The 19,607-nt window shown below is 44.9% G+C and carries 18 protein-coding genes and 1 other annotated feature; of the genes, 10 read left to right on the top strand and 8 right to left on the bottom strand.

What is annotated here, in order from left to right:
• The first annotated feature begins 93 nt into the window (after positions 1 to 93).
• Entirely contained in the window at positions 94 to 831 is a 738-nt protein-coding gene (locus BM736_RS04475) for a YciK family oxidoreductase (RefSeq protein WP_076409099.1), read from the top strand.
• 41 nt (positions 832 to 872) lie between these two features.
• On the opposite strand, the gene BM736_RS04470 is transcribed toward BM736_RS04475, so the two are convergent.
• The 6 genes from BM736_RS04470 to BM736_RS04445 all read right to left on the bottom strand — a co-directional run bounded on the left by BM736_RS04470 (position 873) and on the right by BM736_RS04445 (position 6,263).
• On the bottom strand, positions 873 to 1,847 hold the full coding sequence (locus tag BM736_RS04470) for a hypothetical protein (RefSeq protein WP_076409097.1): 975 nt from the start codon (positions 1,845 to 1,847) through the stop codon (positions 873 to 875).
• 385 nt (positions 1,848 to 2,232) lie between these two features.
• Positions 2,233 to 3,099 (bottom strand): 23S rRNA pseudouridine(2605) synthase RluB, encoded by an 867-nt coding sequence (gene rluB, locus BM736_RS04465; RefSeq protein WP_076409095.1) that lies wholly within the window; start codon positions 3,097 to 3,099, stop codon positions 2,233 to 2,235.
• On the bottom strand, positions 3,092 to 3,772 hold the full coding sequence (gene scpB / locus BM736_RS04460) for an SMC-Scp complex subunit ScpB (RefSeq protein WP_076409093.1): 681 nt from the start codon (positions 3,770 to 3,772) through the stop codon (positions 3,092 to 3,094). The genes rluB and scpB overlap by 8 nt, the downstream gene beginning before the upstream one ends.
• Positions 3,773 to 4,561 carry a ScpA family protein gene (locus BM736_RS04455; RefSeq protein WP_076409091.1) on the bottom strand — a complete coding sequence of 263 codons (789 nt, stop codon included), beginning with the start codon at positions 4,559 to 4,561 and terminating at the stop codon, positions 3,773 to 3,775.
• 146 nt (positions 4,562 to 4,707) lie between these two features.
• A complete protein-coding gene (locus BM736_RS04450; protein WP_076409089.1) occupies positions 4,708 to 5,328 on the bottom strand; it encodes an L-threonylcarbamoyladenylate synthase in 621 nt (206 codons plus the stop codon).
• 68 nt (positions 5,329 to 5,396) lie between these two features.
• Positions 5,397 to 6,263, bottom strand: coding sequence for a PHP domain-containing protein (locus BM736_RS04445; RefSeq protein ID WP_076409085.1), 867 nt, complete (start codon positions 6,261 to 6,263; stop codon positions 5,397 to 5,399).
• Between the two features lie 274 nt (positions 6,264 to 6,537).
• Positions 6,538 to 6,646 (top strand) — a sequence feature (Trp leader region).
• 114 nt (positions 6,647 to 6,760) lie between these two features.
• Here BM736_RS04445 and BM736_RS04440 point away from each other — a divergent pair.
• The 8 genes from BM736_RS04440 (at position 6,761) to yedF (ending at position 16,021) form a co-directional block, all read left to right on the top strand.
• The gene (locus BM736_RS04440; RefSeq protein ID WP_076409081.1) at positions 6,761 to 8,362 is read left to right on the top strand and encodes an anthranilate synthase component 1; all 1,602 of its coding nucleotides are present in this window, start codon (positions 6,761 to 6,763) and stop codon (positions 8,360 to 8,362) included.
• The gene (locus tag BM736_RS04435; protein ID WP_076409079.1) at positions 8,359 to 8,961 is read left to right on the top strand and encodes an aminodeoxychorismate/anthranilate synthase component II; all 603 of its coding nucleotides are present in this window, start codon (positions 8,359 to 8,361) and stop codon (positions 8,959 to 8,961) included. Before BM736_RS04440 ends, BM736_RS04435 begins: the two co-directional genes overlap by 4 nt.
• Complete coding sequence (gene trpD, locus BM736_RS04430; RefSeq protein ID WP_076409077.1) at positions 8,961 to 9,998, top strand: anthranilate phosphoribosyltransferase; 1,038 nt, start codon at positions 8,961 to 8,963, stop codon at positions 9,996 to 9,998. The genes BM736_RS04435 and trpD overlap by 1 nt, the downstream gene beginning before the upstream one ends.
• A gap of 15 nt (positions 9,999 to 10,013) precedes the next feature.
• Positions 10,014 to 11,510 carry a bifunctional indole-3-glycerol-phosphate synthase TrpC/phosphoribosylanthranilate isomerase TrpF gene (trpCF, locus tag BM736_RS04425; protein WP_256717712.1) on the top strand — a complete coding sequence of 499 codons (1,497 nt, stop codon included), beginning with the start codon at positions 10,014 to 10,016 and terminating at the stop codon, positions 11,508 to 11,510.
• Positions 11,511 to 11,576: 66 nt separating this feature from the next.
• A complete protein-coding gene (trpB, locus tag BM736_RS04420; RefSeq protein ID WP_076409075.1) occupies positions 11,577 to 12,809 on the top strand; it encodes a tryptophan synthase subunit beta in 1,233 nt (410 codons plus the stop codon).
• Complete coding sequence (trpA, locus tag BM736_RS04415) at positions 12,802 to 13,620, top strand: tryptophan synthase subunit alpha (RefSeq protein ID WP_076409073.1); 819 nt, start codon at positions 12,802 to 12,804, stop codon at positions 13,618 to 13,620. Before trpB ends, trpA begins: the two co-directional genes overlap by 8 nt.
• Positions 13,621 to 14,498: 878 nt before the next feature.
• Complete coding sequence (gene yedE, locus BM736_RS04405; RefSeq protein WP_076409071.1) at positions 14,499 to 15,749, top strand: selenium metabolism membrane protein YedE/FdhT; 1,251 nt, start codon at positions 14,499 to 14,501, stop codon at positions 15,747 to 15,749.
• The gene (gene yedF, locus BM736_RS04400; protein ID WP_076409068.1) at positions 15,746 to 16,021 is read left to right on the top strand and encodes a sulfurtransferase-like selenium metabolism protein YedF; all 276 of its coding nucleotides are present in this window, start codon (positions 15,746 to 15,748) and stop codon (positions 16,019 to 16,021) included. The genes yedE and yedF overlap by 4 nt, the downstream gene beginning before the upstream one ends.
• 86 nt (positions 16,022 to 16,107) lie before the next feature.
• On the opposite strand, the gene BM736_RS04395 is transcribed toward yedF, so the two are convergent.
• Positions 16,108 to 18,177 (bottom strand): S9 family peptidase, encoded by a 2,070-nt coding sequence (locus tag BM736_RS04395; RefSeq protein ID WP_076409065.1) that lies wholly within the window; start codon positions 18,175 to 18,177, stop codon positions 16,108 to 16,110.
• A 284-nt stretch (positions 18,178 to 18,461) separates the two neighbouring features.
• On the opposite strand from BM736_RS04395, the gene BM736_RS04390 reads away from it, so the two are divergent.
• Entirely contained in the window at positions 18,462 to 18,839 is a 378-nt protein-coding gene (locus BM736_RS04390; protein WP_143562317.1) for a hypothetical protein, read from the top strand.
• A gap of 138 nt (positions 18,840 to 18,977) precedes the next feature.
• Here the strand turns inward: BM736_RS04390 and BM736_RS04385 are convergent, their stop codons facing one another.
• Positions 18,978 to 19,574 carry an ATP-binding cassette domain-containing protein gene (locus tag BM736_RS04385; RefSeq protein WP_076409060.1) on the bottom strand — a complete coding sequence of 199 codons (597 nt, stop codon included), beginning with the start codon at positions 19,572 to 19,574 and terminating at the stop codon, positions 18,978 to 18,980.
• Positions 19,575 to 19,607 lie beyond the last annotated feature (33 nt).

Below are 19,607 nucleotides of genomic sequence, written 5' to 3'. Positions count from 1 at the left end.
GAACAAATATTAATCATTTGTTTAAAACAGACGTTTATCACATCAGTGACTCGAGAGGTGGCGGGCTTTTCCGCCAATAGGAATTATTGACTCATGTTGGAATATCAAGCAGCAAAAGATCTACTTATTAACAAAACGATTCTCGTAACAGGCGCTGGCGATGGCATAGGCCGAGCTGCAGCAGTTAGCTTTGCTAAACATGGTGCAACCGTTATTCTACTAGGGAAAACCGTTAAAAAACTCGAAGCCGTTTATGATCAAATTGAGCAAGCGGGCTACCCGAAACCAGCCATAGTGCCACTGGACCTTAAAGGAGCCACTGAGCAAAACTATATCGATATGGCTGAAACCATCGAGCAACAATTTGGCCAACTCGATGGCCTGCTTCACAATGCAGGTATGTTAGGGGTATTAGGTCCATTTCAAAACATCTCAATGGACTCTGTGCAGGAGGTTATGCAAGTTAATGTTATTGCTGAAATAATGCTAACTAAAGCCCTGCTACCAGTGATGAAGAAAGCAGACAAAGCTTCACTCGTTTTCACTTCAAGCAGTGTTGGCAGAAAAGGCAAAGCTTTCTGGGGCGAGTATGCGATATCAAAATTTGCCACTGAAGGCATGATGCAATCTATTGCTGATGAATATGAAGGTAGTAACCTACGAGTAAATAGCATTAACCCAGGCGCAACCCGTACAGCGATGCGAGCTAATGCTTACCCAGCTGAAAATGCTGAACAGTTGAAGTCACCTGAAGATTTAATGCCGACTTACCTCTATTTAATGGGTGAAGACTCAGTAGACGTTAATGGTCAACAGCTAAGCGCTCAGTAAACTAAGCGTACAGTCAATAGTGAGGCTCCTGACATATTTCGTTAGGAGTCACTCTTTGACTGGTCAGCCTTTATCAAATTATCTTTCACTAAATCTCTTTTTACCAAGTCAACCACAGCAAAATAGATGGCACTTTTCCCCTCATGGGAAGAGTAATAACTCATTTTTAGTAAGTGCTCTTCCACGACAACGCCTGCATAGCTAGTATCACCAGCAGAGGGCAGTGTAAGCAATTCATTAATCTGCGCAGTTGCCTCAATAACCTCAACAATAGAGGTTCTCACCTCTCCATCCATTAAACGGACAACAGCAAGATGACGCCCCTGATACAAGAAACTAACGGGCCCGCCTATTCGCTTATCAAGTTCAGTCCATTGCCAAATCTTATAGGGTGGCTCAGAATGGCCTAATAATGCTTTCTGCTCAGGCCCCCATACAGGATCACGCCTCAATAGACAGTGCGCGAGATGATTCTCATCAAAAATTAGGCCTGATTCATTAACGTAACCTGATTGATTTAATCTTGGTACTAACCCTTCAAAGCTATTCCCATCGTCACTTTTATAAAGCGCGACATAGCCATCAGTCTCATGGGGGCGGTAGGCGACACCATACAAACAGCCAGCTGTGGCACTAATTCGCCATAACCACTCCCCTTCCTTAATGAGAGGTTGAGGTTCAGACCACGCCTTACCATCATGACTTTTCCAACAATAAGATTGCAGTGGTTTGGGAGCAGGTTCACGAATAGGGCCTGCACCAAAGACTAATAAGGTTTGATTAAATACCTGGAGCTTCCCATCTCGTAGATCTCTGTCCTTAAGCGCGAACAGAGCAACACTTTGCCAACTGTACCCTTCATCATCTGAGCGAAGCAACCTTAATGCCCCCTCATTGGACACATGAGCGCTTCCTTCTCTAAAAATGATATAAAGGGCACCATTGAAACGGGCTATATCTGTAAAGGCATTATGCTCACCTCTATCCCATATTTTTGTGACTGAAATCAATTCCATGCTTCACCTCAAAACGCCATTATTTTTAAAGTACCCCTGCATATGGGTAAAAGCAATATGCAAACTGTGACTGATATGATTATAGAGAGGATCTAAACATCAGAGACCCGTGGCAATTTAGCAGTGAGCCACTGGCAAACTCCATAAATGTTCCAGACATAACGCAATATTCTATCCATGATCTATATGGACATAGAGAATGGCTAAATGATGTCTGGAACATCAGTGACCTATGGTAAACCTACATAAATGTTCCAGACATAACGCAATATTCTATCCATCCATGGGAATATTGCATAAATGTTCCAGACATAAAAAAGGCTGCAGATGCAGCCTTTTCTTTACAGCTTTTAGGCTATAAAGCCTAAAAATCATGCATGATTATTTATGTTCTCTTACGAGCAGGCTTACTGGCAACCGCTTTATGCTTACGCACTGCACGGCGGATCTTAGCCCCTTTAACCTTTGAGCGCGCGACACTATGCTTATCAGTTCCCATGATAGAGCGTGTCTCCTCCTGCATACCTGCAGTTTGTCTCAAGTAGTTAACTTGCTCTAAAGTCAGTTCAACCCAACCACCACGAGGGAGAGACTTAGGTAGCTCAATCGCACCGTAACGAATACGGATCAAACGACTCACCTGAACCTCTTGAGATTCCCATAAACGACGTACTTCACGGTTACGGCCTTCAGCCAGTGACACATGCCACCACTTATTCATGCCTTCACCGCCAGCCGCTTTCACTTTATCAAAGCTAGCAGGGCCATCTTCAAGGGTAACGCCAGTTCGAAGACGCTGAATACATGCATCGTTCACTTCACCAAATGTTCGTACCGCATATTCACGTTCAACTTCATTTGATGGGTGCATTAGGCGATTGGCAAGCTCACCATCAGAGGTGAACAGGAGTAGACCTGAAGTATTGATATCCAGACGACCCACTGCAACCCAACGAGAATCACGCGTTTTAGGCAGACGATCGAATACAGTTGGACGACCTTCAGGGTCTTTGCGGCTACATATCTCACCTTCAGGCTTATGATAAGCAATCACACGACAAACAACATCTTCTTCAGACTTAATAGAAACTGGGCGCCCATCGATACGGATCTTAGCATCAGCTTCGACACGATCTCCAAGGTTAGCAATTTCACCATCTATACTAATTCGGCCTGCAGCAATCCATGCCTCCATCTCACGACGGGAGCCATGGCCTGCACGGGCCAAGACTTTCTGCAATTTTTCACTCATTAGTAGACTCTTCTATATTTAATGTATTTTTAGGCTCATCCTCTACCTGTGGCGCTTCAGTCTTATCCTCATTATTGGACTCAACGTTACTGCTCACATTAGAAAATAGTGCCTCTAAAGACTCAGAATCAGTTAGCGGGGGTAGATCCGCTAAAGCATCTAAGCCAAAGTATGCTAAAAATTCTGTAGTTGTAGCATACAGAGCCGGTCTACCCGGAACCTCTTTATGCCCCACAGATTTGATCCACTGTCTATCAGTCAAACTCTTAATGGTATGACTACTAACAGCAACGCCCCTAACAAACTCAATATCACCGCGAGTGACTGGTTGCCTGTAGGCGATAACGGCTAACGTCTCTAACGTAGCACGTGAATACTTAGGTGCCTTCTCCTGCCATAACGGCTGAAGATAAGGACTTAGGGCTTCGATTGTTTGAAATCGATAACCACCAGCGACGCTAACTAACTCTATGCCTCGCCCTTGATAATCTTGTTGAAGCTCCTCAAGTGCTGACTTAATTTTAACTCGAGTCACACTAAAGTTCACTAAAACAGTCTCTTTTAACGCCTTAATCGTGACTGACTTGCCTAAGACAAACAGACTTGCCTCAATCAACTGCTTGAGTTGATCAGGGTTAATGTGTGCTTGTTTTTTTTGCTTTGATACTGACAATCAATATGCCTTAACGTGTATGGTTGAAAACGGTTCTGTTTGTACCAGCTCCACCAAAAGCTCTTTTACAAGCTCCATCAAAGCTAAAAAGCTCACCACGACCCCGCTACGTCCTTCAGCAATATTAAACAAGGCTTCAAAAGGCAAGTAATCTTCACCATCGAGCAGCGATAAAATCTGCGCCATCCGCTCTCGAGTAGACAAGACTTCACGCTTAACGTGATGATGCTCAGTGGCTTCTATGCGTTTCATTACTGCGCCAAATGCCCGAGCAATTTCAGTGAGCGAAACCTCTGGTGGTAATAACAAAGGCTTAATATCAGGTGCAGGTGTTGCTCTCGCTTGAAAAACGTCTCGCTCTAACCGAGGCAGTTCATCTAGCTGCTGCTGCGCCTCTTTAATCACTTCATAAGCTTTCAATTGACGAATCAACTGTGCTCGAGGATCTTCCTCCTCTTCATCTTCAGTGACAGGTCTTGGCAACAATAACCGCGACTTAATTTCAGCCAGCGTTGCCGCCATCACTAAGTAGTCAGCAGCCAGTTCAACGCGCGCACCTTGGAGCAGTTCAATATATTCAAGATACTGCTTGGTCACAGGCCATATCGGCAGCTCGACAACATCGAGCTTCTGCTTACGGATCAGATACAAAAGCAGATCGAGCGGCCCCTCAAATGACTCGAGAAAGACCTCAAGCGCTTCAGGGGGGATAAACAGATCTGCCGGCAATTGTTTAACCGGCTCACCTCTGACAATGGCCAAGGGCAAACTTTTTTGAGTCCCCTGCATCCACTGTCCTCAGTTTAAATCACTATCATTGTTAAAAGTATTTTTCGCTTAGCAGACATTAATTTAGCCAAATTACCGCAAAAATGTCTCAAGCTGCAAAACGAGCGCGCGATTATACTCTTTTAATCATCAATTCGACAGCTTAATCAAACAAAAGGGCTCACATCACCTGCGCCTTCACGTATTATCTCAATATCGCCATCAGACATATCGATGACAGTAGTAGGCTTTTCACCTAAATAACCACCATGGATAATGGCATCGACCTGATGCTCTAAGATATCTCGAATATGCTCAGGATCTGACTCTGTAAACTCTTCACCTGGTAGAATTAAGCTTGTTGACATCAAAGGCTCATCTAAAGCCTCAAGCAGTGCAAGCGCAATCACATTATCCGGTACTCTTATACCTATGGTCTTCTTCTTTGGGTTTTGAAGACGCTTAGGCACCTCTTTGCTTGCCTTAAAAATAAATGTGTAAGGACCAGGCGTATTATGCTTAAGCACACGATAAGCTTGGTTATCGACCTTAGCATAAGCAGAGAGTTCGGATTGATCGCGGCACATAAGTGAAAAGTTATGATCATTTTCAATCTGACGTATTCGTACCATGCGACTCATCGCATCTTTATCACCCAGTAAACACCCAAGGGCATAGCCTGAATCGGTCGGATATACAATCACACCACCACTTTTTAGCGCATTAACAGCCTGATTTATCAGACGCTGCTGCGGATTTTCTTCGTGTACATAAAAAAACTGACTCATAATACTCTCATTCTATTCTTCTCAACTATGGTGCTTCAAACCTATCAACATCATAAATGTCATAATGATTATGCGGCTTGCCCCATCTTCCAATTGTCCATTTGCCACACCCAATTCACCCCTTTGGGCTGATACATACTTTTACCTAGCTCAATGAAGCTGCCTGGAAAATGAAAATCACTGCCAAGCGATGCGGCCAAATCATTTTTCAGGCTCAATGCGATTAAGTTATTTCGATCTTCAACGGTCTGGCGACTTACAACCACTTCCATTGCATCACCACCCGCTTCTTTAAATTCACGCGCTAACCGTTTTACCCACTTAGCAGATAATTTGTAGCCACTAGGGTGCGCTAAAATGGCGATGCCACCTGCTTGATGTATTTTCGCTATCGCCACTTCCATTTCAGACCAGTTGTTTGGCACATAGCCTGTCTTGCCACGGGCTAAATATTTCTTAAACACATTAGCCATGCTCGTCGCATATTCGTTATCAGCTAACCAGCGAGCATAATGACCGCGACTTAATGCCGCCTCTCCCGCCAGTGCTTTTGCCCCTTCGTATGCACCTTCAATTCCAGCTTTAGCAAGCCTAAGGCCAATCTCTTTGGCTCTAAGCTCTCTGAGCTCCCTTTGATTAGCTAAAAAGGCTTCAAATGCCTCATCATCTAGACTGACATTAAGTCCAACGATATGAATATCATGGCTGTGCCAACGGGTTGAAACCTCAACCCCATTTAATAAGGTTAAAGGCGACTTATGTGATTGATTATAGGCATGTGCTTCAGCCAAACCCGCTGTTGTATCGTGATCTGTGATGGCAAACATCTGTACGCCATTTTCAATAGCACGCTCAACGAGCTCTGAGGGGGTGAGTTGGCCATCGGATGCACTTGAATGGCTATGGAGATCGATTAATAAAGTTTCATCTGTCATAGGCGTATTCTACTTGAGTTTGTTAGCAAAAGGGGAAAAGAGTTAAACGCTGTGGCAATTACTTGTTAAATTGCGACACTCAAACAGATAAAAGCAGGGAATTATCCCTCTTCTGGTCAGATATGATCAAATATCAAAATATTCAATTGACATCATCAAGGTGCTAATGTTTTTATATAGCTACTGAATGCACAGATAGCATTTACTTTTACATGTTTTTTCTATTTAAAACGGAATCAAGTTCCCAATGAATACTCAGTTTCAAGCACAAAACATCAATTGGTGGTGGCACTTCCCAACTTAGCGGGTGGTGTGAAATTCTGTGCTCATGTAAAAGAGACAAGATTAAACAAGAAACCCGCACTAGATGCGGGTTTTTTTATACCTAAATTTAGCAGCGAAGCAGACAGACATTAGATTTTAACATTCGATATTTAAGCTTATAAATTGAGCATTTATATCAAATATTTTACAACGGATTAGAGAAGAGACAACAGATGAAACTAGCTCAAGTCACCACGAGTAAGGAGCGGATCGCCTACCCTGACGATCCCTTAAGTTTATATCAGCACCTCACCCAAGATGCGCCTCATACCATGTTGCTCGAATCAGCGGAAATTGAGAGTAAGGACAACATTAAAAGCCTTATCCTTACCCATGCAGCCTTAATGATCCGCTGTGAAGGATACCAGCTCACTTTTACCGCCCTTACAGATAATGGACAGTCGCTACTGTTACCAATACAAGCGTTCTTTAAAGGTGCGAGCGCTAAATCTGAAAATTCAGGTCTCGAAAACTCTAGTCTTAAAAGCTCTAGCATTGAAGACAATGTACTCACTCTTAACCTAGCAAAAGAGACACGGCAACTAGATGAAGATGCCAGACTAAAATCAACCTCGCCGCTAGATGGCCTCAGAGCACTCATTAAAGAAATAGATTGCGGTGAGCAGCCGGCATTTGAAGACCTATTCTTAGGCGGCGTACTGGCATATGATCTGATTGATACTGTAGAGCCGCTTCCCCAGGTAACAAATGGCGACAATACATGTCCCGACTATCTGTTTTACCTTGCTGAAACACTCATAACGGTTGACCGTCAACAAGAAACTGCCGATATCATCACCCATAATTTCGTCGCAGACTCAAAACTAAAAGCGGAATATGCAGCAACATTAGATGCACGTATTGATTCTGTGAAGTCACAGATAGCACAAGTAAAAGACGCAGCAGAGCTCGTTCCTGTCGATGCTGATGTCACAGTGAATGTATCTGATGAAACGTTTAAAGAAACGGTAATCTCGCTTAAGCAACATATCATTGCAGGGGATATCTTTCAGGTCGTCCCATCACGTAGCTTTAGCTTGCCCTGCCCTAACACATTGGGCGCCTATCGGGCACTACGCCTAACCAACCCAAGCCCCTACATGTTTTATGTTAGAGGCGATGACTTTACTGTCTTTGGCGCATCACCAGAAAGCGCACTTAAATATGAAACTAACACAAATCAAGTAGAGATCTATCCGATTGCTGGCACACGCAAGCGTGGCAAAACAGAAGATGGTCAGATTGATGCCGACCTTGATAGTCGTATCGAGCTAGAGCTGCGTTTAGACAAGAAAGAGCTTTCAGAGCACCTGATGCTAGTTGACTTGGCCCGCAACGATGTAGCCCGTATCAGTCAAAGTGGCACCCGTAAAATACCTGAACTGTTAAAGGTCGATAGATACTCCCATGTGATGCACTTAGTTAGCCGAGTAACCGGCCAACTAAGGGAAGATTTAGATGCACTGCACGCCTATCAAGCCTGCATGAACATGGGCACACTGACTGGCGCGCCAAAAGTGAGTGCTTCACAACTTATCCGAGGTGTAGAGAAAAAGCGCCGTGGCAGCTATGGCGGCGCCGCAGGTTACCTCAATGGCCTTGGTGATATGGACACTTGTATTGTTATCCGCTCAGCCTTCGTCAAAGATGGCATAGCTCATATTCAGGCAGGAGCTGGGGTTGTATTTGACTCAGATCCGCAAGCAGAAGCCGATGAAACACGCCAAAAAGCACAAGCTGTTATCACAGCCATTAAAATTGGAGGCGGGCTATGAAGCTTTACCTTTTAGACAACTTTGATTCTTTCACCTACAACCTAGTCGATCAATTCAGAACCTTAGGCTTTGAAGTGGTTATCTACCGAAATGATCTCAGTGCCGACTTCATTGCAGAAAAGCTACTCAGTGAGACTGAAAAAACAGCTTTAGTCCTCTCTCCAGGCCCTGGTGCTCCCCATGAAGCAGGCTGTTTATTGGCTCTGATAGCTAAACTTGCAGGCAAAGTGCCCATGCTGGGGATCTGCCTTGGTCATCAAGCGCTTATTGAGCACTATGGCGGAAAAGTAGAACGCGCCCCTCAGGTAGTCCATGGAAAAGCAAGCCCGACATTTCATGAAGGTGTTGATTTTTTCAAGGGCTTACCCTCTCCACTGCCAGTTGCTCGGTACCACAGCTTAGTCGCAACTCACGTACCTGATTGCCTTAATGTTATCGCTACTACCGAGAAAATGCCCATGGCTATCTCCCATGAGAGTCATAGAGCTGTCGGCTTTCAATTTCACCCAGAATCGATTTTAACGACACTCGGAAGCCAGCTGCTAACCCAAACCTTGCACTATTTGACCGACACAGATAACACAGAGGGAGCGCTATAATGAGCCAACTTCAACCCATGTTAGACAAACTTTACTCAGGTCAAAGCGCTACTCGCGCTGAAGCCAAAGCGCTTGTCAGTGCCATCATTCAAGGCGAAATGAGCGAAGTTGCTATGGCAGGAATGCTGGTCGCGATGAAGATGCGCGGTGAAACGATTGAAGAGATATCAGGTGCGGCCGATGCCCTTCGCGCAGCGGCAAAAGCCTTTCCAACGCCAAGTGATGCCACCCGTTCACAGGGTATTGTCGATATTGTCGGCACTGGCGGTGATGGTCATAACACCATTAATATCTCCACAACAGCGGCCTTTGTTGCCGCAGCCGCTGGCGCAAAAGTTGCCAAACATGGTAATCGCAGTGTCTCGAGCAAATCTGGCTCATCGGATCTATTAGCTCAATTTGGTATCGACTTGACCATGGCACCAGAATCTGCGCGAGATTGTCTAGATGAATTAGGCTTGTGCTTCCTATTTGCGCCACACTATCATGGCGGTGTACGCCACGCCGTTCCCGTGCGACAGGCATTAAAGACACGGACACTTTTTAATGTGTTGGGCCCACTAATAAACCCGTCGATGCCTGACTATATTGTGCTTGGCGTCTACAGCAGCGAGCTAGTTGAGCCTATTGCCCAAGTTTTAAAAGCCTTAGGCATGCAGCGCGCCATGGTTGTTCATGGTAGTGGGCTCGATGAGGTCGCGATTCATGGCGATACCTTAGTCTGTGAGCTTAATGAGGGTGAAATACATCAGTATCAGATCACGCCAGATGAATTAGGGGTGACTCAAGCTCAGTTGAAAGAATTAGAGGGCGGAACGCCTGAGCAAAATTCGACGTTTACCCGCGCAATATTACAAGGCCAAGGACAAACAGCACACACTCATGCCGTTGCCGCTAATGCAGGTTGTGCCCTTTATATTTCTGGCGTGTGTGACTCAGTGAAATCTGGCACCACATTGGCCCTACAAACCATTGCCAGTGGTAAGGCATATCAATTACTCGAGCAACTTGCTGATGCAAGCAGCGCAGCTAAATAGAGCAGGAATTGTCGCGTGAATAACAAAGAAATAGATACAGAAAGTCGATTACAAAGCAGTTCAGCGGATTTAAGAGATAATACTCCAGCAGAGCCAAGCGAAAAAACCAGTAATGTGCTGACCAGAATCGTCGACACTAAAGCGGCGCATATGCAATCGCTTAAGCAACGCTTCCCTGAGGATGAACTTAAACCGCAAGTATCAGACCGAAGTCTGTATGAGGCACTAAAAGCCCCTAATGCAGGCTTTATCTTCGAGTGTAAAAAAGCCAGCCCTTCGAAAGGCCTGATCCGCGCAGATTTTGATGTTGAAGCGATCGCCGATGTGTATAACGATTATGCGGCAGGGATCTCAGTGTTAACTGATGAGCAGTTTTTCCAAGGCGATATGGACTATATTCCTAAAGTCCGTGCCCGAGTAAAGCAGCCTATTTTATGTAAAGACTTCTTTGTCGATAGCTATCAGGTCAAGCTTGCAGCACATCAAGGTGCTGACGCCATCTTACTCATGCTGTCAGTACTTGATGATGAGCAGTACCGCTCACTTGCAAATGAAGCCAACAAGTACCAGCTCGATATGTTGACAGAGGTCAGTAATATCGATGAGCTTGAGCGTGCCATAGCCTTAGGGGCTAACATTATCGGCATCAATAACCGCAACCTACGTGACTTGTCTACTGATTTAGCCACCACTGAGGCGCTCGCGCCACAAATCCCAAGTGACCGTGTTGTAATTAGTGAGTCAGGTATCTACAACCAAGCACAGGTTCGTCGCCTAAGTCCATTGGTTGATGGTTTCTTAGTGGGTAGCTCTTTGATGGCAGAAGATGATCTCGACCTAGCTTGTCGTACTCTGACATTGGGTCATAACAAGGTTTGCGGCCTGACCTCGACAGAAGATGCAGATGCCGTTGCCGATGCTGGCGCTATCTATGCTGGACTGATTTTTGCGCCGAAATCACCACGCTACATCAGCCCAGAGAAAGCGCAAAGCCTAATCGGCAATCAAAGAGAAACCAACAAGCAACTCAAGTTTGTCGGCGTTTTTGTCAATGAAACAACAGACATCATTGCCAAGATAGCCAGCTCACTTGGGCTCTATGCCGTGCAACTTCATGGCAATGAGAGCGAATTTGAGATTAGCCAAGTCCGCACAGCTCTTGATGCGAAAGGCAGCAAAGCACAAATTTGGAAAGCGGTAGCAGTATCAGTTGATAAAACAGATAGCCCTGTAACAATACCGTCTAATGTCGACCGTATCCTGTATGACAGCAAAAGTGGCAATGCAGATAACGCGCAGTTTGGTGGTACAGGTCAATCGTTTAACTGGCAACAGGCACTCCCAAGTCGAGCTGATGCCATGCTTGCAGGCGGTCTTGATGCCGATAATGCCAAGAGTGCTGCCAGCCAAGGCTTTTACGGTTTAGATTTCAATTCAGGCTTAGAGAGTGAACCTGGGGTTAAAGATCATCAATTGATCCAATCAACCTTTGCAGCTCTTAGACAATATTAGGTTTACACCAGACTTACAGACCCTGGTTAGAGATGTTTAAAGAATTAGATAATTTAAGGAAACAAAATGAAGCTTGATCCCTACTTCGGAGAATACGGTGGCATGTATGTGCCACAGATATTGATGCCTGCACTTAAACAACTGGAAACCGCCTTTATTGAAGCTCAGGAAGACCCTGACTTTCAGGCTGAGTTTACTGATCTGTTAAAGAACTACGCCGGTCGTCCAACTGCCTTAACCTTGACACGTAACCTAAGCCCTAACCCGCTTGCAAAAATCTACTTAAAGCGTGAAGACTTACTTCACGGCGGCGCACACAAAACCAATCAGGTGCTGGGTCAAGCGCTACTTGCTAAACGTATGGGCAAAAAAGAGATCATCGCAGAAACGGGTGCGGGTCAACATGGTGTCGCAACAGCCCTTGCTTGTGCCTTATTAGACCTGAAATGTAAGGTCTATATGGGCGCTAAAGATGCAGCTCGACAATCTCCAAACGTCTTTAGAATGAAATTAATGGGCGCTGAAGTGATTGAGGTAACATCGGGTTCTGCAACACTTAAAGATGCCTGTAATGAAGCGATGCGTGACTGGTCTGCAAGCTATGACAAGGCACATTACCTACTTGGTACAGCTGCAGGACCTCACCCATTCCCAACCATAGTACGTGAGTTTCAGCGTATGATAGGTGAAGAGACGAAAAAGCAGATTTTAGCCGCCGAAGGAAAGTTTCCTGACGCTGTTATTGCTTGTGTCGGTGGCGGTTCAAACGCTATCGGTATGTTTGCAGACTTTATCGAAGAAGAATCGGTACAGCTTATCGGTGTCGAGCCAGCTGGGCTTGGGCTCGATACGGACATGCATGGCGCGCCACTGAAACACGGAAAGACCGGGATATTCTTTGGAATGAAAGCCCCTTTGATGCAAGATGAAGAGGGACAAATTCAGGAGTCATATTCAGTCTCTGCCGGGCTTGATTTCCCTTCAGTTGGACCACAGCATGCTCACCTTGCAGCTACGGGTCGTGCAACCTATGAGTCAGCCACCGATGAAGAGGCATTAGAAGCTTTCCAGCTATTAGCTCGAAGTGAAGGTATTATCCCTGCATTAGAGTCAGCTCACGCCTTAGCTTACACCCTTAAACTTGCCAAAGAAGCGACTAAAGAAACCATTTTAGTGGTCAATCTATCAGGACGTGGCGATAAAGATATCTTCACTGTTGCAGATATTTTAGAGGAGCGTGAGAAATCACAAACAAGCCAGCAAGCTCAACAAGAAGCAGAGGAGAGTGGCAATGACTGAATCTAAACAAGCAGGCCGTTACCAGGCAGCATTTGCCGCACTAAAAGAGAAAAACCAAGGCGCTTTTGTTCCTTTCGTCACCTTAGGCGATCCAAGCCCTGAACTGTCCATGAAAATCATCGACTGTTTAGTTGAGAATGGCGCCGATGCCTTAGAGCTAGGTTTCCCATTCTCAGACCCTCTCGCCGATGGTCCTGTGATCCAAGGGGCGAACCTAAGATCATTAGAGTCTGGCACCACCCCAAGCCAGTGCTTCGAGATGCTAGCCAGTATTCGTGCAAAATACCCTGAGCTGCCAATCGGTTTGTTACTCTATGCTAACTTGGTATACACCAAGAGCATCGATACCTTCTATGCAAAAGCCCAAGCCGCTGGCGTCGATTCGGTACTGATCGCTGATGTGCCTGTTGAAGAAGCCGAGCCCTTTATTGCATCGGCTAAGGCACATAATGTGGCACCTATCTTTATCGCACCGCCAAATGCTGATTCAGAGACCTTAAAACTGGTGAGCGAGAAAGGTGAAGGTTACACTTATCTGCTCTCGCGAGCCGGAGTGACAGGTACTGAGTCAAAAGCTGGCATGCCAATCGGTGATATTTTGTCTCGCCTCAAAGAGTTCAACGGGGCACCGCCACTGCTAGGTTTTGGCATCGCTGAGCCTTCGCAAGTCAAAGCCGCCATTGAGGCGGGTGCAGCTGGCGCAATATCAGGTTCTGCGATAGTTAAAATCATCGCCGCCAACAAAGACGATGAAACCACACTGCTAGCAAAGCTTGGTGAGTTTACTCGCAATATGAAAGCGGCAACCTAGCCTTATACCAATCAGTATAAAGATGCGCTCGCTCAGCGAGAGTTTAGCGCTTCAGAGGCAAGGTCATTAATTGCTCCTGCATTAACGACATTCAGAACATCCATGTTCTTTGCAACGAGTGAAGAGCATAGTTCTTCTACGTTCTAGCTCGTTAACACAGCATATGAAGCGCTAAAACTCGCCTTGCAGGAGTGTTTTTGGCTGCCTACTTCGTCGTTGAATAGCTTCACAAGGGAATAACCATTCCATCATCTATTCGCCTTGAATTAGTTGCCAAAAGCACTCTGAGTAGATCGCTTTCTTATTCTGATTGGTATTACTCCTTTGAGCGCTTTACCGTGTCTATAAAAACGTCAGCCATAAAGCTGGCGTTTTTTATTGTTTACTCGCCTCTCATATCAAATGTGTAAAACCTTTTCACCATTGGCCATTTTGTCCCTCGGCCAATGTTATAGCGATAGCATCATCACACCAGGCATTAATCATTTGCTTTACAAGGTCCTACCTAATCACTGCGTGAGCTAGCTCACACATCTTGAGCTTATTTACAGCATATAATCAAAGCTAAGTATGCTGACTGCGATTCATTTGCATCATAGCTTCCAATAGATATTAATAAGAAAATCTCAGCCTAGATCCCATTGATCATCCAAGATATTTCTCATTATCCAATAAACATTAGTCCCGACAGCGTTAGCACCAATCGATATGACCACCCTACCCCAGTGGTTTAATAACGGCTGTTAGCAAAAAACGATCTCATACAGGCCTTTTGTCAGACAGAGAATAATAAATAGGAGTGTTATCCAAATTTTGACAATCGCGCTTTGTAATTATCGCTATCTCTCTCTTTAGATCTAACAAATTTGAGGTCAAGTATGTGGCAAACATTTAAACAGCAATACCTAATCAAGTTTTGGTCCCCCACGCCAGCAGTGATTGCTATGGGGATATTATCTGTCTATTTTTTTGGTCTAACAGGCTCCACCTGGGCTGTCACAGGTGAATTTACCCGCTGGGGTGGGCATCTACTGCAAATGCTAGGTGTCGATGTTCAAAACTGGCAGTATTACCAGCTAATCAAGCTAAAGGGCACGCCGTTAGATCGCGTCGGTGGTGTGATGATCATGGGCATGTTTGCCGGCTGTTTTGCCGCGGCCCTTTGGGCCAATAATGTCAAACTCCGTATGCCACAAAACCGCATAAGAATTATGCAGGCACTTGTTGGCGGCATTATCGCAGGCTTTGGTGCAAGACTTGCCATGGGCTGTAACTTAGGTGCGCTGTTCACCGGCATTCCACAGTTCTCGCTGCATGCTTGGTTTTTTCTTGTCGCCACTGCAGTCGGCTCCTATTTTGGTGCTAGAGTCAGTTTGATGCCGTTCTTTAAAACACCGATTAAGCTCAAGAAAGTCTCTAAATCGACCAAGCTCACTCAAAATGCAAGCCGTACTAGACGTCATTTCATCTTAGGTATGTTGGTCTTTTTTGGCGCCCTTGCTAGCGCGATGTTTTTGATGTTTGACTCACCAAGACTCGGCTTTGCGCTGCTATTTGGTATCGCATTTGGTTTACTTATTGAACGGGCACAAATCTGTTTTACCTCAGCCTTCAGAGATATGTGGATCACAGGCCGTACCCATATGGCGAAAGCGATTATTCTCGGCATGGCAGTGAGTGCTATCGGCATATACAGTTACTTGCAACTGGGCATGTCACCAAAAATCTTATGGGCTGGCCCCAATGCGGTTATTGGCGGATTACTGTTTGGCTTTGGGATCGTCATCGCTGGCGGCTGTGAAACAGGCTGGATGTACCGGGCTGTCGAAGGCCAAGTGCACTTTTGGTGGGTGGGCGCTGGTAACATCATAGGTGCAACCATGTTAGCGTTTCTTTGGGATGATATTGCCGAGCCGATGGCTACAAGCTGGGACAAGATTAATATTTTAAATCAATTTGGTGATATAGGCGGCCTGTTGCTGACCTACTTAATGTTAGCACTCAGTTTTGCTTTTATGCTCTATTGGGAAAAGCGTTTTTTTGCACGCCGAGCGCTTAAAGCTCAACCTCAATCTAAAAGCCAAACAGAAACTAAAACCGTCAGTACATTAGCTAAGGAGACAGTATGACTGCTCAAACGGATCAACAAGCTGTTTCATCAGCAGATAGCGCAGAGATCACACCTGATTATAACTTAGAGATATTCGGTGAATCTTGCCCCTACCCTGCCGTTGCAACGCTTGAAGCGATGGCTTCACTGAGCAAGGGAGAGATATTAGAGGTCGTCACCGATTGCGGCCAATCTATCAATAATATTCCACCTGATGCTAAAAACCACGGCTATACCATGCTCAGCATAGAACAAAATGGCCCCCATATTCGTTACCTGATAAAGCGCTAACCTCCTTAGCGTCTATCTGAAAACAAAAACGCCTGAGCATGCTCAGGCGTTTTACTTTCTACTCATACTGAGCTAAAAGCCATCAACTAGTCTTCTTTCTTAACCGCTTCAAGATTAGCCTTATGGGCCAGTTCGTTAGCAGGCATCTCTTTACCATCATTTTTCAGGTAGTGATCCATCCAACGCATTAGACGTAGGTGATAATCATACTGCGCAGCCGCTTTACGGTTACCATGACCTTCACCTGGGTAATAAACCAGACGTACCGTTTTACCCTGCACTTTCATGTAGCGATATAGCTCCATAGATTGGGCTGGGTGAACGCGCGGATCGTCTTTACCATGCATAATCAGCAGTGGTGTTTCAGACTGACCAGCCCAGTAGATAGGACTACGTTCAAGGTACCACTGCCACTTATCCCATGGGTAAGAGCGAGCGTGAACAAGATGCATCTCGTTAGAGATATCTGTGGTACCAAACTTAGAAAGCTGATTCGTCACACCCACAAACATCACACTTGCAGCGAAATGCTTAGTCAACTTAGTTGCCGCCCAAGCTGAAGCGTAACCACCGTATGAACCACCTGTAATACCGACCTTGTTAGTATCAACAAGACCCATATCAACTAAATGGTCTTTAAACTCGACCAGATCGTCAAACTCTTTACCAGCGTAATCATTCTGGCCAAGTTTCGAGTAATCAACACCTTTACCAGTACTGCCTCGGTAATTAGGGTAGAAAACGGCATAACCTTGAGTCGCACCTAACTGACCTGGACGTGAGTAGTTAGTCAACCAGCCATCTTTATCATGACTCTCAGGACCGCCATGTACTGACATGATAAGCGGGTAGCGTTGACCCTCTTTATAATCGAGCGGGTAGATAAGTACGCCGCCAATCTCTACACCATCTTTGGCTTTAAAAGAGATAGACTCCTGCTTAGCAAACTGCTTGTCATCTAACCAAGTATTTGAGTTACTCAGACGCGTCGCTTTATGCTTGCTGCCACGAAGCATATAGACTTCATTTGGATGCTTAGCAGTATTGGCACGCAGTGCAATGGTCTTATCTGAGTCAGAGAGACTTAGCTGTGAAGCGATAAACTTACCAGGCTTAACAACTGTTTTATAATCAGTCTTACCAGGCTTGATTAAACCAACGACGGAATCTGTATCAATGTTAGTGATAAAGTAGAGTTCGTTTTTATCATTTTTCCACTCAAAATCACTCACATGACCTAAGTGATTAGGTAACCACTCACTAATTTTACCGGTTTTAGTTTCCGCAAGGTACAGACGGCCAGCCGCTGGATCATGCTTATCTTCAGCACCTAGAATAGCAACATATTTGCCATCATGAGACAGCTCAGCATCACCAAGCTTACCTTCAGTGATAAAAGAGGTTGTCACTTTTTGGTTTGCCACATCAACAAGGTGCCACTGTGACTTCATGTACTTATCATCGATAAGCGCAGTAGGCTGAGTCTTAACTAATAGCTGCTCACCATTGGCAGACCATTGCACATCAGAGACATAATCTTCAATGTTCCAAGCAACTGGAGTCAGGGACTTGTCACTTACGGCTAAATCAACAACAAAAAGCTGTTTATTAGTCAGATTTTCTTCATAAACTTCAGCCATAAAGCCAAGTTTTTTAAGCTCTTTGACGCTCTTATCTTTAGCCGGCTTTGCAATTAAGGCTATCTGCTTACCATCACTGCTCAAGGCGTAATTGGCAACATCAGTCTCTTTAAGCTCAAGGGTCTTTTGCGCTTGACCACCATTAAATGGGATCTGGTAAAGTGCAGTGTGCTTATCTTCGCCCATCTTAGCCAAGAAGTAGATTAGGCTACCATCAACCGACCACTGAATATTACTGATGGTCACCTGACCGGTAATATAGGGACGCTCAACCCCTTTATCGTCAACAAGGTGAAGTTCAGCCCAATGTAGACCATTCTCCTCTTTGTAGATCTCACGAGGGACGTAACGAGTAAAGGCAACATTGTCTCCCGATGGGCTCACTTGTGCTTGCGCGACTTGCTGTAGGCCAATAACCTCTTCAGCAGTTAGGTGGTTGCTTGCCGCGGCAGTAAAGCTAAACAGGCCTAAAGATAAAGCGATAGCATGTTTAACAGTATTCAACTGTCTCTTCATATTGTGTGTAAACTCCAATTTGTAATTATTTTGTTATTGTTATCTTGTTGTTCTCGCCCAGCACGAGTGCAGCATTATAGATTCATCGGTAATAAAACGGAAACAAATCCCGAGAAGAATTAACCTTATAGAGCTTAACTCTGAATAGAGCCTTAAAACTGTGTAAAAATAGGTTTATTAACGATATTTTCCCCGTGGGTTTGTAGGAGTGCTCATCATTTATCCACATGAAACTTTCTGATAGATTATTAACTTACAAACTCAATAATCACGTGAAGGGAATCATGGACAATATTTTGCTGAAACTGCAAGAATACAAACAAAGAAATGGTTTAGACCCTACTCAATACTCGGTCAAATATGATCACCAACGAGCGATCAAATCCATCTTTTTTCGGCTGTCTTTGCTACTTGGAAAAATATCATTTGAACGGGATATCGCTAAACAGGAAATAACCGTTAAAGATGGTCAATTTAACATGTATCTTTTGGCATTTTGGCTCATAGACATTGGTGTTTGGTTATCAATGAAAGTTGATATTGAAACACTTCATCGTTTATCAGCAGGTCTGGCAAATATCACTTTAGGGCTTGTTACGCTAACACTCTCTATTGTTAGAGAGATAAAAATCAACGCGCTTAAACGCTTTCTGTTTGAATGAATAGAAAAGCAATATGTTGGTTATCATGGAATAATTTCAGCCTGTGCTCCCCAGTTACTAACTTCCGTAAGACACTCTTTTAAAAAGACTCATAAAACGGCCTTCATAAAAAGGCTTCCAATAGGCGATTTTCTGAGGTTATTCCCAATAAATAGTCTTATCGCACACTTGTGCTAGCAATGTTTCATCATGGGAGATGACCAGCAGTGCAATGTTTCGCTGTTTGGCATATTGACCCAAGGCTAGCCAGATCTGTTGCTGGGTCAACATATCAAGGTGTGCAGTTATCTCATCACAGATAAGATATTCGGTACTCTCAATTAACGACCGCAGAATATTGACCCGCTGTAGCTGACCGCCCGATACTTGAGAAGGTCGTCTATCTAACCAAGCCGGCTCAATAGCAAACTGAGCTAAAAGTGATAGATACCCCTCACCTCTCCAGCTCTCTTCAAGCGATGCTTTTAAAGTCAGCCTAGGGTTAAAGGCAAGCTCAGGTTGCTGAAATACCCATTGAACGGGGTTGGCGGCGCCTGTTAACTGACAAGGTAACTCTAGCTCACCACGACTTAAGCTCTCAATACCTGCTAACACCTTGGCAAGTGATGATTTTCCGAGCCCGCTTGGCCCAAATAATCCTAAGCGTTGGCCAGGTAACAGTTTAATCTCAGGGAATTGAATACGCCTCTTACCCAAAGCATCATAGGACAATTCACCATTGCTTAGACTTATCAAAATATCCTCCCTTTGTATTGGCCCGCCCCAAGC

The sequence above is a fragment of the Shewanella sp. UCD-KL12 genome (assembly GCF_001957125.1).
Lineage (GTDB): Bacteria > Pseudomonadota > Gammaproteobacteria > Enterobacterales > Shewanellaceae > Shewanella.
Note: the sequence above shows the minus strand (reverse complement) of the source record. Positions and strands in the feature narration are given on the sequence as shown.

Excerpts from the sequence above, each read along its gene's own strand:
- BM736_RS04475 (WP_076409099.1), top strand. The coding sequence starts at position 94 with ATGTTGGAATATCAAGCAGCAAAAGATCTACTTATTAACAAAACGATT.
- BM736_RS04470 (WP_076409097.1), bottom strand. The coding sequence starts at position 1,847 with ATGGAATTGATTTCAGTCACAAAAATATGGGATAGAGGTGAGCATAAT.
- rluB (WP_076409095.1), bottom strand. The coding sequence starts at position 3,099 with ATGAGTGAAAAATTGCAGAAAGTCTTGGCCCGTGCAGGCCATGGCTCC.
- BM736_RS04455 (WP_076409091.1), bottom strand. The coding sequence starts at position 4,561 with ATGCAGGGGACTCAAAAAAGTTTGCCCTTGGCCATTGTCAGAGGTGAG.
- BM736_RS04450 (WP_076409089.1), bottom strand. The coding sequence starts at position 5,328 with ATGAGTCAGTTTTTTTATGTACACGAAGAAAATCCGCAGCAGCGTCTG.
- BM736_RS04445 (WP_076409085.1), bottom strand. The coding sequence starts at position 6,263 with ATGACAGATGAAACTTTATTAATCGATCTCCATAGCCATTCAAGTGCA.
- BM736_RS04440 (WP_076409081.1), top strand. The coding sequence starts at position 6,761 with ATGAAACTAGCTCAAGTCACCACGAGTAAGGAGCGGATCGCCTACCCT.
- BM736_RS04435 (WP_076409079.1), top strand. The coding sequence starts at position 8,359 with ATGAAGCTTTACCTTTTAGACAACTTTGATTCTTTCACCTACAACCTA.
- trpD (WP_076409077.1), top strand. The coding sequence starts at position 8,961 with ATGAGCCAACTTCAACCCATGTTAGACAAACTTTACTCAGGTCAAAGC.
- trpB (WP_076409075.1), top strand. The coding sequence starts at position 11,577 with ATGAAGCTTGATCCCTACTTCGGAGAATACGGTGGCATGTATGTGCCA.
- trpA (WP_076409073.1), top strand. The coding sequence starts at position 12,802 with ATGACTGAATCTAAACAAGCAGGCCGTTACCAGGCAGCATTTGCCGCA.
- yedE (WP_076409071.1), top strand. The coding sequence starts at position 14,499 with ATGTGGCAAACATTTAAACAGCAATACCTAATCAAGTTTTGGTCCCCC.
- yedF (WP_076409068.1), top strand. The coding sequence starts at position 15,746 with ATGACTGCTCAAACGGATCAACAAGCTGTTTCATCAGCAGATAGCGCA.
- BM736_RS04395 (WP_076409065.1), bottom strand. The coding sequence starts at position 18,177 with ATGAAGAGACAGTTGAATACTGTTAAACATGCTATCGCTTTATCTTTA.
- BM736_RS04390 (WP_143562317.1), top strand. The coding sequence starts at position 18,462 with ATGGACAATATTTTGCTGAAACTGCAAGAATACAAACAAAGAAATGGT.